Source organism: Ligilactobacillus ruminis ATCC 27782 (assembly GCF_000224985.1).
Lineage (GTDB): Bacteria > Bacillota > Bacilli > Lactobacillales > Lactobacillaceae > Ligilactobacillus > Ligilactobacillus ruminis.
Genome location: NC_015975.1, coordinates 232,037 through 244,369, shown reverse-complemented (window position 1 = coordinate 244,369; position 12,333 = coordinate 232,037). Strand labels below are relative to the sequence as shown.

The following is a 12,333-nucleotide window of genomic DNA, read 5'->3' as shown; positions in this document are numbered from 1 at the left end:
AGCCACATTATGCGCATAATTTAGCTTTTATGATTTAACGTTATCAAAAATATTTTAATTCTTCCAAAAAATGTCATGTGCTAAAACTAGAACATTCGTCATGACGTGTACTTTTGTCTGAATTTCCGTCTCAAAGAAGATCATTGCTCAAGGTTTTAATGCTATTTGCAGAATTCAAAAAATTCCCGCAATTCATCGGAACTTTTCGGGCGATGCTCACGTCCGTACTCTGACAAAACCAACAGCTTCTTTGGAATTGTTCCGATTGAACGCTGCCATCTGCTTTTTGGAAAATACGACCGTGTCTTGGGGGCCAATGACCATTACGACTTCTCGGCCTGATGCTTGACGTCGACGTAATCAAGCAATCTGAAAAACTCGTTTTCATTTTTGCGAAGCGAATCGTGATATCTGAACCAATATCCGAGTTCATCAACGGCACGGACATCACATCCTGCTCCATATGCTGCTCTGTAATCAGTCAAATCGTCAGCTGATTTGATAAAAATGGCAGCAATTGCCTGACCTTTAAAAGAGAAACGAAGTATCCCTCATAAAAAAGTTATTTTTTTGTCAGCCTTTATGCTTTTATATTTATGTTATCTAAAAATCAAACATGGGGCTTCATGATACATTTTTTGAAATTGTCTCAACATTACTTTTAGCTTTCTACATCAGCTATTTGTTGATGACGATTGCTCTGAATTTGTCAAATGCAGCACGGTCAAAAAATCTGCCGATCATCTCATGCCTGACTGTTTGCAAAAAGCCTTTGATTTCAATGTCTTTCGTGACATGCATCATTTTAGCCGTGATAATCGGTCGCTTGAATCTTGTCGTTTTACATTATTCCAGGATCATGCGCATTCGCAATTAATAATTTATCTAAAAATTTGATCAGATGACATCTATAGTAAATGATACACGTAAAATACATCATTTGCTTTTTTTGTTATACTGTTGCATAATACAAGATAAATAAAGGAGATTTATATGATAAACTTATTCCCTTTGGAAAGGATGCTTTTTAATGTCTACAAAATACCAAGTTGTCGCTAATGCAATTCGTGAACGCATTGAAAACGGCACATATAAAATCGACGAACTTATTCCAGATCAAAATGCACTCGCACAAGAGTTCCACGTTAATCGCTTAACCGTTAAGAAAGCTTTGGACGGTCTTGCTGCCGAAGGTTTGATTTACAAGCAGTCCGGTCTTGGCACCTATGTCCGCGGAAAGATTCCGTTCATCACTCCGCATGACGTTTCAGTCAACGACTTCGGCGGAGCATTCCACCATTTTGGCGAAGAACATATCCAAAGCAAAGTCATTTCCTTTGACGTCGAACTTCCAGATGAACGCATTCAAAAGAATTTGAGCATCAAGCATATCGACCCCGTCTACAACATTACTCGTCTCAGGATTGTAGATGGCAAGCCGACCGTCTTGGAACATACTTACATGCCTGTTCGACTTGTCCCTGATTTGGAAAGAGAACATGTCGATACTTCAATTTACACATACATTAATGAAACTCTTGGCCTGAAATTTGGCGGTGCCTTCCGCAAATTCTCAGCATTCGGCGCAAGCGGTGATGACATTAAATATCTTGAAGTCGAAGAAGGCAGCCCGATTCTTGAAGTTGAACAGCTTGTTTGGCTGTCGAACGGCAAGATGATCGAATATTCAACAAGCCGCAATCCAGGCAACCTTCGCAGCTATACGGCTTTGAATGTGAATAATTTTTAAGCAAGGTGTGGAAGCGAGCGGTCATGACCCCGTACTCAACTGAATGATGATTTTAAATCCGTGCCAGTGATGGCGCGGATTTTTTTATTCTGGGCGGCACGCCAAGATTTCACTCAAATTTTACGGACAAAGCGTCATTTTCATACTGATGTGTCCGTAAACGGCAGTGATTTTGCCAAATGCAGTGCTGCGCGGCAATTGCTCAAGCGCTGCACCTGACCTCGGTTACGGGCAAAACGTTGATTTTGGAATTTGCTTGTAATCTGAGATCACACTGCTTTGGCGAAGGTACCCGAATAGAACATTTTTCCGATTTTGGAGGATTTTGTTCTACTTTCGAGGTCACGCGAGTCGATTTTGAAGCCGGAGGTAGACAAAAATCAGACATTTCCCCCAGTTTTTGTCTACTTCCAGGTCCGCGCACCCAAGTTTGCCCGTAATTATCAGAGATGCTACAAAGATTACGTCAAATCAAAAACTCTTCCAAACAGTGTTACCAACAGCACTGCATTTCCCACGAAAAGAGACTTCATCCACCTTTTCCCAAAAATGCCAAAAAACGCAGGGCCGATTTGCCGCTGCGTCATCATCATAATCTTTATTTAAATTCGTCCGCCACCTGCTTGACTGACTTTCCTTCGTGCTTGGCACGCAGGATAACCTGACGAACCTGCTCATCCGTAAAGGCCTTTTCGTTGAGGCCTTGTGCTTTCAAATCTTTGCGGGCTTGTTTCACCTGAGCATCAGTCATCTTGCTTTCGGCTGCGGAGGCAGCAGAATCAGAAATACCGCTGAAGACGTCTTGTTTGGTATTTTTTGAATACTTTTGCGACCTGGTCTTGTTCGCATCGGTCGAATCGTCATCGACGGTATAGCCAAGCGAACGAAGGATGCGATCGTTGTATTCTTTCAATTTTCTGGCATTATTATAGACGTCGCGATAATAGCTTTCATTAATACTGCCATAACCAAGAATTACCGCAAGTTTCGTGTTGGAAGCAGTATATTCATAGTTTTCCGAAAGCGTTTTGGCTTTCTTGTAAGCTTTCAGGAAAATCTTTCTTTCCTTGATGACTTCCTTGAGCTCCGTTGCAAGCCCAGATGACCGCTGAACGAGAAGAGATGAGCCGGAATCAACGTTAGCAACGCACTGAAACTTTTGACAGGCGTCAGCATACTTGCCGTTGTTCATATCCTTCATCCCCCGTTGGTAATCAGTCAGCTGATCGACAACGGTCGTTGCAAAATCATCGTTTGGCTTCTTCTTCAAAGCATCCCGATATGAAAGCTTGGCAGCATCATAGTTGCCGTCACGAATGCTTTGCTTGCCGGCCTCAATCGCTTGATTATAATATTTTTGCGTTTCTGCCTTCCTGGTATAGCCGTACCCGACGAAAAAAAAGGCCAACACGATACCGACAATCGTCCACCATGCCCATCTTTTCAATAGCCTCACCTCTTTTACAACTTACTTCACATTATACCATGTTTAACCGTTCTGATTAAAGATTGACGTGTTGGGAAAATTGTCCTCAAGCCATCTTTTCAAGAGAAAAACCCAGCTTTGAACGTCTTTTTCGACATAAGTTTCATTTTTTGCGCTGATTTTTGTTCCGAGTCCCAAACCATGCCTTCCTTTCGGGTAAACGTGAAGTTCAAAAGGAATTGCGTTTTCGCTCAAAGCTTCAGCTAAAAGCAGACTGTTCTGAACGGGAACGGTTCTGTCGGCAAAAGTCTGCCAGATAAACGCTTTTGGCGTTTTATCATTCACTATTTTTTCAAGTGAAAATGCAGAGCTTCGTTCCATCAGCTCATCTCCCAAAAGGTTTTCAAACGAGCCTTGGTGCCAATATCTGCCTGACGTTATCACCGGGTAGCATAAGATCATCCCTGCCGGGCGAATCAACTTCTCATCATAGCCAAGCTTTTCAAGCTCATCGGGGATGATTCCAAGACAAGCTGCCAAATGTCCGCCTGCAGAAAAACCCATTACCAAAATTTTTCCCTCATCAATGTTGAACCGCTCTGCATTTTCCTTGAGAAATAAAACGCTTTGCGCAAGTTCGCACAAAGCTTTAGGAAATCTCCTGGGAGCACAACTGTATCGCAGAATGCACACCGCACAGTCCATCGATAAAAGTTCCAGTGCAATCGGCTCTGCTTCGCGATCCGACGTTTTCGCGTATGATCCGCCAGGACAGATAATAATCGCCCTTCTTTTGCGATGCGGTTCAATCTCTTCAGAATTGTCCGGAATATAGCAGATCAGCCGAGCATCACTTGTCAGCGGTGTTTTCAGGTTATGTTCGAAATATCTCATTTTAAGTCCTCTTCAGTAAAAAAGCCGGGATAATCCCAGCCAAATTAATCTTTCAAATTGGAAATGCCATTGCCAGCAATGCAACGGCGACAAGGCCCAGCACAACGGAAAGGCCCATTGAACGTGAGCGATAGGCAACGATCGCAACCAGCACGGAAGCAAGAATCTTTGCCATATAATCGCATCCGACGAACGTGTATGTTTTCGTATTCATGAAAACGTCCTTTACGACCAAAGCCGTAAAAAGCGAAACCGGGACATATTTCATCCATTCATTGAACCACTTTGGAATCTCACGTGTTGAAAAGATACGCAACGGGATAAAACGCGGCCCGAAAGCAACCAGCATTGATAAAAGGATCAAAATGAAATGATCCATCGTTGACATATTCATACGCTACTCTCCTGACTTGCTAATGACTTTGCGACTCGCTTTTGGCTTGATTCGCTTGAGCCAAAAACCTTTCTCCTTGCCCTTCTTCACCAAAGTGTCTTCGATGATGAATCCAGCGAGCGAAGCAATCAGCGTTGCAACGACAAGACCCATCGTACTCTTCAAAATCGTCATCGAGATGATCGCAAGAACGGCTGAGAAGAAACTGACCAAAATGGTCAGCTTATTCTTAATTTGCATCATGATCATATAAAGGAACAAAGCAGTCAAGGCGTAGTCGACGATTGCAAGATCAATCGTAATCACGTTGCCGATCAAACTGCCAACGAGGTTTGAAAGCGTCCAAAAGAGTAGCGAGTAGTGCTCGACCATCAAGGCGTCTTTTGGAGTCCATTCCTTATCAGTGGCAAATTTAAGATAATTAACCGCATAATTTTCATCATTAAGAGAAACGGCGAAGAAATACAGAAACTTTTTGCTCGTTCCACGAACATACTGCGACAAGCTTGATCCTAACAAGGCATAGCGCAGTTCAAGGAAGAACAGCATAACAAGAATTGTATGCATTGGGGCATTGACAGTCAGCATCGATGCGATCATGAATTGAGCACCGCCCGAAAAAACAAGCAATGAAACCAGACCTGTCATCAAGGGATTGAAACCCGCAGCATTAAGCAAAATGCCACAGGCAACACCGATCGGGATGTAACTCAAACATAAAGGCATCGAAATCTGAAAGACCTCTGCCCAACGTGGTTGTTCTTTTTCCAAGGTAATCCTCCATCAAATCATAGAAATAATAGATCTAACTGTACATCATGTATAAATCGTGTAAATTTACACAAATTTAAAAACCTCGCAAAATCGATTATAACATAATATGTTATTCATTCGAAATCGAAAATAGAGGTTTAACCCAAATCTAACATTAAAAAAAAGAACAATTACCCGATAATGATCTTTTCTGTCGGAAGTTCATAGCTCAGATCGCGATTGCGTTTTGGAATGAAGAACAATAAAGTATAAAGCATCCCGATTCGACCGACAAACATCAAAACCATGATGACGATTTTACCGACAAGAGTCAAACTGCTTGTGATTCCAAGCGAAAGCCCCGTGGTTCCGAATGCCGATGCGACTTCGAATACGATCGAAAGAAGCGATGCATCCTCCGTAATTGATAAAATCAAAATCGCCCCCACGCACAAAACAGTCGACAAGCCGACTACAACGATTGCCTTTTGAACGTCGTCTCTTCCGATGCGGCGATTGAAAACATTGATACTGTTGTGTCCGCGAATGAATGAGAACATATAGAGAATAAAAATTCCGACGGTTGTCGTTCGAACGCCGCCGCCAACTGAGCTTGGGCTTGCGCCGATAAACATCAGGATCGCCAAAATCAAAATCGTCGTCGTGTTGAATTCGGCCATATCGTTGATCTGAAGCCCTGCATTTCGCGAGGAAACACTGTAAAACATCGCCGTCATCAATTTGTCGAACCAGTCTTGGCGAGACAGCGTTCCGCGCATTTCCGAAAAATAAATCAGAATCGTGCCGACGATGAAAAAGAAGACCGCAAAAAAGACCGCCATTTTTGCAAACAGCGAAAAACGGAATTTGCGCTTCGTCGTCTGCCTGCTGAATTTGTAAAAAGCCCAGTTTTCGCACTCAATCAAAACCGGGTAGCCAATGCTTCCGATGATGATCAGAATCATCACGATAAACAAAAAGCCGTAATGGTGCCTGAACGGGATGATCGAATTTCCCGTCACATCAAAACCGGCATTCGTGACCGAACTGACCGAGACGTAAATTCCGTGGAAAAATGCGGTGGGCCAAGTCGTCCAAACGCCCGTTGCCTTAAAATAAGCCGCAAAAATGACGCCAAAAACGATCTGAACGAAAATCATCAGGCCGAAAACCGATGTTACGAGGCGAACCATGCCGCTTAATCTGGGCTGATTCATGTCAAACTGAATCAGCTGCCTTTGGTGCAGACTGATCCTTTTGCCGGCAATCACCAAGGCAACGGTTGACAGCATCGTAATGCCGAATCCTCCGACCTGAAACAAAAATTCCAACAAAACGACGCCACCCTGATTGTACACCTGCTCAATCGGAAACGTCGTTAAACCGGTCACGCTGATGGTCGAAACGGCCATGAACAGGGTATCCAAAAACGAAATTTTCGCCCCTGGATTCTTAAAACATGGCAAGCTTAGCAAAATAAAGGCAGCTACGGTCGCCAAAGCGTAATACGTCACCAAGGACTGAATCGGCGTTGCCCCGCGATAAAGCTCCTTTAGCTTATGAATCATCTACTTCCTCACTCGATTGCTTTCATTTTCTGGTAACTGATGACAATTTTTTGTTTGAGATCAATTGCCGTATTCGTATGGTCAAATTCAGGGTCGAAATTAAGAATCGCAGAATTTCTCAATTGCTTTTCGATTACACCGGTAAAGCGATGGCGATGATACGTGAATTCAACGTGCGTTCCCTTGACAAATGCTTTTCCGATACTTGAAACTTCAATCTCTTTTTCTTCACGAGCCTTTTGCTCGCGTTTTTCGGATTGTTCCATCGAAAGAATCCCCCTTTGCTTTCTCTTACCTCATTATACCGCAAAAAAAACAAATTTTGCTAACCATCGATTTGCTCATGAAACAGTGCAAAGTATTTTTCAAGATAGATCTTATGTGCCGCCGTCATGATGATATTGTCAAGCATCCTCTTTTCTTCAGTCTTGTCCCGGCCGATTTTCTTGAGCGTTTCCTGCGTTCCAAAGACATATTCCAGCGCATTGTCGAGCTCTTCCGTGAAATATTCGTATGCTCTTCTGGTAGTATAAGTCTTGCGCTGAATCTCGACTAAAACCTTGAGATCTGCAAGCGGCAGAACCGTCTTTGAAATTGCGATAAAAAACAGGTACGCAAGCTGTTCGCGCGAATACTGCTTTTTGATTGGACTTTCAATCAGATGCTTTTTGACGTAATTGCTGATCATCGAACTCGTCAATTGAGTTCCGTCCAAGGGTTCAAGATATTCGTTCAAAAACGTCGTCGCCTGCTCCAAATAAAGTCCGACATTCGGAATCTGATCGAACGTCGGCATTTTAAATCCTTCAATCGATGGCACGAGTGCTTTTTTATTATCGTCAGTCATGTTCCAATTCCCCTCTCAACCGCCTTTCAAGCAATTATACCGATAGCGCGTCTTAAGGTCAACAAAACTCTAACAGCGGTTTTTGCAAAACTCTTTACAAGCAGTCGATTTAAGTCTATACTCTAGATACAGTTAACGGGTTTTTAGAAAACCGATGATGAAGAATATAATTCTAAAAAAGGACTTAAAAATTATGATTAAAAAAATTATTTCTGATTCAGGCGCAAACGTTTTGCATTTAGATGACGCATCATTTGAAAATATTCCGTTGACGATTCATGTCGACGGCACGGATTATCAAGATGATGCCTCGCTTTCAGTCAACGAATTTATTGAAGCGCTTCATCAAAATGACGGAAAAACTTCAACGGCATGCCCAAGCATTGCGCAATGGCAAAAAGCCTTCGAAGGAGCTGATGAAATCTATGTAATCACGATTACGAGCGTTCTTTCCGGAAGCTACAATTCTGCCGTTCAAGCAGCAAGCCTGTATCGCGAAGACCATCCAAAAACAAAGATTCACGTCATCGATTCGCTTTCAGCCGGACCCGAGATGGAACTTATCATCGACAAGCTGAAAGAATTAATCGATGCCGGTCTGAATTTTGACGAAATCTGCGCAAAAATCAATGCATACAAAGAAAAAACGCACCTGAACTTTGCGCTTGAATCGCTCGATAATCTGGCCAAAAACGGGCGCATCAGTCCGGCAGTGGCCAAAGTCGCCAAAATGCTCAAAATCCGCATCATCGGTCGTCCGGAAGACGGCAAGCTCACGCCGATCGGAAAAGCTCGCGGTGCCAAAAAAACCATCTCTTATTTAATTAAAGACATGGAAGAACACGGTTTTTCCAACGGGCGCGTCATCATTGCGCATATTTTGAATGAAGAAGGAGCAAACAACCTGAAACAGACCATTCTTGACAAGCACCCTGAAGCCTCTGTCGAAATCAGAAATGCACGTGGCCTTTGCACCTACTATGCCCAAAAAGGCGGCTTGATGGTCGGATACGAAGCATGATTCTGATTAAAAATGCAGAGCACTGAAGCTGCACTGCATTTTGACGAATCAAAAGACATTATACAGACACAAAAAAGGAGCCGGGAATGATTCCCGGCTCCTTTTTGAAGTCAGTCATTTACAACTGTTTAGTTGCCTGGATATTCTGATTCCATTTCTTCATGGAATTCTTGTTCCGGACGGATGATGCGCATCGTAACGTACAACAAGATGAGGAACGTTGCAATGAATATCAGCTGAATCAGAACCGAATGCAAGACCTGATTTGCTCCAAGTCCTGACGTCAATGCTTCACGGAATCCGTAAACAGAGTACGTCATCGGCAAGTATGGGTTGATTGCCTGGAAGAAACCGTTCATTCCGCGAGTGATTTCGATTGGGAACGAACCGCCGCAAGATCCGAGCTGGATAACCAGCAAGATCATCGAGATGAAGCGACCAGGGTTGCCGAATGCCATTGCCATGAACATAATCAGGAACATGGACGTGAACGAGAACGAAACGGCGTTCACGATCATCTGAACCGGATGGTCCGGATGAAGCCCGCAAGCCATCATCAAGAGCGTTTCAACCAAAGCATTGCCCGTAGCTATGAGCGCTCCGACCGCAACCTTGCTGAAGAACCATTCCGTTGCGCTGCCGTCTTCCGTTGAAATCCGACGAATCGGATAAACGAGATTGAAGACGAGACATCCGACGAACAAAGCAACTGACAGCATGTAAGGTGCCAGAGCATAGCCGTAGTTAGGAACGTAGCTGTAATGCTTTTCTTTAAGCTTCGTCGGGCTTGCAAACATGCTTGCGTTAGCTGAACCGAGGTTGAGCTTCGTTACGGTATCTGCACCGCCCTTAAGAGCAGAAGCAAGTTTCTTGTTGCCCTTATGAACATCGGTTGCGCCCTTGTCAAGCTTGCCTGAGTTGGCCGCAAGTTTCGATGTGCCGGCCGCAAGCTGTAAAACGCCGTCAGTCAATGTCGGTACTTGGCTGTTGAGCTGACCAAGTCCCGCTGCAAGCTGACCTGCGCCTGAACGCAATGCGCCTGAGTTGGCCGCAAGCTGCGACGTGCCGGATGCAAGCTGATTTACGCCGCTTGCAAGGGCCGGAACTTTGCCGTTGAGCTGGCCGAGACCGGATGCAAGCTGACCTGCGCCTGAACGCAATGCGCCTGAGTTGGCCGCAAGCTGCGACGTGCCAGCTGCAAGCTGATCTACACCGCTTGCAAGGGCCGGAACTTTGTCGTTGAGATGGCCAAGACCGGCATTGATTTGGCTTGCGCCTGAATTGAGCACAGCTGATTTGTTCTTAAGCATTTGAGTACCATTATACAAATTCGTGATTCCTTGCGTAAGTCCAGGAATCTTTTTACCCAATCCGTCAACTCCGTTTGCAAGTTTTGTTGCGCCGTCATTAAGCTCGTTGTTGTTGGCAACAAGCTTGTTGCTTCCGGCAAGAACTTGAGAAACGCCGGCCGTGTAATTTCCAACGCCTTCAATCAGTGCAGGAATCTGTGAATGCTTAGCCATCTTGGCTGATTGAGAAGCAACAAGCTGCTGAACCTTGGCTTCATCCGCACTGGCTGCAAAAATTGCGTTCAGATCAAGATCTTTGAGGGCTTCTTCAGTATTGACGCCGCTGTTGACCGCCGTCGAAATCTGAACCGCATTAGCAGATAAGCCTTGCAGGCTCTTGACTGCCGCAGACAATTTCTTCACTTTGGCCTGCGACTCTGCATTTGTCAAATCGTCACTTTCAGCCAACAGTTTGTTTGCCGTGTCGATTGTGCCGTCAACGCTAGCAAGGCCGCCCTTGAGCTTGTCAACGCTGCTCATCAGATTATTCAATCCGCTGAGAACTTTTTCGGTCGTAGTATTGAACGTTTGGGCTGCAGCCTTCAAATTGTTGACTGCTTGCAACGTATTGTTGTTGTTCGTTTGAATGGCTGAAATCTGTGTTTTGGCATCATTGAGAGCGTTCTTTTGATCTTCGCTGAGAGTGCCGCTGTTCAAAACTTTATCAATGTCAGCCTGTGCAGTCGTTGCGCTGGCATTTGACTTAAGGGAATTCGTGGCAATTTCGGTCAAATACTGCGTCATTGCCTTGTTGAATTCAGTCTTGGCGTTATTAACCGTTGCAATTCCGGTCTTGGCGGTTGCCAATTCGGTATTAAGCGTCCCGATGTTTGCCTTGATCGTTGCTAAAGTTCCTGATAATTTTGCAATCTGTTCCTTCTTCGACTGAACATCAGCCATTGAAGAAACCATGCTGTCCAATTCGTTCGTATCAATCTGCTTGAGACCGGCATTGATCGTGCTGTTCAAAACGTATGTCGCAGCGACGCCTTGAGGTAATTCGCTCAATCCGGCAACGCTCTTGTTGAGCAATGCGGAATTTGAATCGAGCTGCGTCAAACCGGCATTGATTTGACTTGCACCTTTCGTATAACCGGAAACGCCTTTTTTCAGATTGCCGGTTCCTGAAACCAATTTCGTTGCACCAACCGTAAGTTTCGGAACGTTGCTGTTAAATTGTGCTATTCCGTCAGCAACTTGATCGGTTCCTTTGGTATAGATCGCAACTCCGTCCTTCAACGTGCCTGAGCCGGTATAAAGCTGACTCACGCCGCTCTTCAAAACAGGAACTGAACCCTTGAGCGTCTGCACGCCGCCATTGACCGTATCAACTCCTGCAGTATAAGCATTGATCCCGTTTTTCAACGCGTTCGAACCCGTATAAAGCTGACCCACGCCGCTCGTCAAAGCAGGAACTGAACCCTTGAGCGTCTGCACGCCGCCATTGACCGTATCAACGCCTGCAGTATAAGTGTCGATTCCTTTTTTCAACGTGCTTGATCCTGTCGTCAATTGCAAAACGCCGCTTCCCAAAGGAACTACACCGGCATTGAGAGTCATGACGCCTTTGTTGACCGTATCAACTCCTGCAGTATAAGTATTGAGTCCGTCAGACAATGTCTTCGAACCGTCCGAAAGCTTCTTGGCACCATTTGCGGCCGTCTTGAACCCGCCGCCGACCTTCTTGATAACCTTGAACATCGTATCGGCATATGCTTCAGACACGCTTTCCTTAACTCTTGCATTGACTTGAGTCGCACCTTGTTTGGAAATAACTTCACCAATGTAGTTCAAGGAATCATTGGTTTTATAAGTAAGTTCCATCTTCTTTGGTTTCTTGTTCAGTACGGTCGTTGCATTTTTCGAGAAGTTTTCGGGAATCGTAATTACCATGTAATACTTCTTATGACTCAATCCGTACTGTGCTTTCTTTGCAGAAACGAAATGCCAGCCAAGATCATCGTTTTCCTTGAGCTGATCAACCAACTGATCACCTACTGCAAAATTCTTGCTTTGGAATTTGACCGATTGATCCTTATTGACAACGGCAACCGGAAGATGCCCGGTATTGCCGTAAGGATCCCAAACCGACTTTAAGAAGAATACGGAATACAAGAACGGAATAATCATCATTGCACAGATTGTCGCAGTCAAAATCTTGTGCTTTGCGATGTTCTCGAATTCTGCTTTAATCATCTTCAAAATTATCTGCCTCCCTTAATTAATTATGATCAAGTATAATCATTATCCACTTTCATAATATACACGCAATGTCCACGAAAAACAACATAATTGTATGCGACAAACGTTGCAATATGTTTCTGATAACGC

Annotated in this window: 12 protein-coding genes; 2 read left to right on the top strand and 10 right to left on the bottom strand. The window is 44.3% G+C overall.

Going from position 1 to position 12,333, the window contains the following annotated elements; all coding sequences use genetic code 11:
- Nucleotides 1–323 precede the first annotated feature (323 nt).
- On the bottom strand, nt 324–485 hold the full coding sequence (locus LRC_RS11750) for an acetylxylan esterase (protein WP_225354896.1): 162 nt from the start codon (nt 483–485) through the stop codon (nt 324–326).
- A 193-nt stretch (nt 486–678) separates the two neighbouring features.
- On the bottom strand, nt 679–804 hold the full coding sequence (locus LRC_RS11745) for a hypothetical protein (RefSeq protein ID WP_014072825.1): 126 nt from the start codon (nt 802–804) through the stop codon (nt 679–681).
- 226 nt (nt 805–1,030) lie between these two features.
- On the opposite strand from LRC_RS11745, the gene LRC_RS01140 reads away from it, so the two are divergent.
- A complete protein-coding gene (locus LRC_RS01140) occupies nt 1,031–1,750 on the top strand; it encodes a GntR family transcriptional regulator (protein WP_014072824.1) in 720 nt (239 codons plus the stop codon).
- A gap of 598 nt (nt 1,751–2,348) precedes the next feature.
- Here LRC_RS01140 and LRC_RS01130 read toward each other — a convergent pair.
- The 7 genes from LRC_RS01130 to LRC_RS01100 all read right to left on the bottom strand — a co-directional run bounded on the left by LRC_RS01130 (nt 2,349) and on the right by LRC_RS01100 (nt 7,632).
- Nucleotides 2,349–3,206: a hypothetical protein gene (locus LRC_RS01130; protein WP_241531308.1), complete on the bottom strand. Its 858-nt coding sequence runs from the start codon at nt 3,204–3,206 to the stop codon at nt 2,349–2,351.
- A gap of 33 nt (nt 3,207–3,239) precedes the next feature.
- Nucleotides 3,240–4,070 carry an alpha/beta hydrolase gene (locus LRC_RS01125; RefSeq protein WP_014072821.1) on the bottom strand — a complete coding sequence of 277 codons (831 nt, stop codon included), beginning with the start codon at nt 4,068–4,070 and terminating at the stop codon, nt 3,240–3,242.
- Nucleotides 4,071–4,122: 52 nt separating this feature from the next.
- Entirely contained in the window at nt 4,123–4,464 is a 342-nt protein-coding gene (locus tag LRC_RS01120) for an AzlD domain-containing protein (protein WP_039122599.1), read from the bottom strand.
- 3 nt (nt 4,465–4,467) lie between these two features.
- Complete coding sequence (locus LRC_RS01115; protein ID WP_014072819.1) at nt 4,468–5,235, bottom strand: AzlC family ABC transporter permease; 768 nt, start codon at nt 5,233–5,235, stop codon at nt 4,468–4,470.
- Nucleotides 5,236–5,408: 173 nt separating this feature from the next.
- On the bottom strand, nt 5,409–6,785 hold the full coding sequence (locus tag LRC_RS01110; protein WP_014072818.1) for a TrkH family potassium uptake protein: 1,377 nt from the start codon (nt 6,783–6,785) through the stop codon (nt 5,409–5,411).
- Nucleotides 6,786–6,793: 8 nt separating this feature from the next.
- Nucleotides 6,794–7,051: a hypothetical protein gene (locus LRC_RS01105; RefSeq protein ID WP_014072817.1), complete on the bottom strand. Its 258-nt coding sequence runs from the start codon at nt 7,049–7,051 to the stop codon at nt 6,794–6,796.
- Between the two features lie 59 nt (nt 7,052–7,110).
- Nucleotides 7,111–7,632, bottom strand: coding sequence for a DUF1836 domain-containing protein (locus tag LRC_RS01100; RefSeq protein WP_014072816.1), 522 nt, complete (start codon nt 7,630–7,632; stop codon nt 7,111–7,113).
- Between the two features lie 193 nt (nt 7,633–7,825).
- On the opposite strand from LRC_RS01100, the gene LRC_RS01095 reads away from it, so the two are divergent.
- Nucleotides 7,826–8,653 carry a DegV family protein gene (locus tag LRC_RS01095; protein WP_014072815.1) on the top strand — a complete coding sequence of 276 codons (828 nt, stop codon included), beginning with the start codon at nt 7,826–7,828 and terminating at the stop codon, nt 8,651–8,653.
- Between the two features lie 128 nt (nt 8,654–8,781).
- Here the strand turns inward: LRC_RS01095 and LRC_RS10345 are convergent, their stop codons facing one another.
- The gene (locus tag LRC_RS10345; protein ID WP_014072814.1) at nt 8,782–12,198 is read right to left on the bottom strand and encodes a YhgE/Pip domain-containing protein; all 3,417 of its coding nucleotides are present in this window, start codon (nt 12,196–12,198) and stop codon (nt 8,782–8,784) included.
- Nucleotides 12,199–12,333 lie beyond the last annotated feature (135 nt).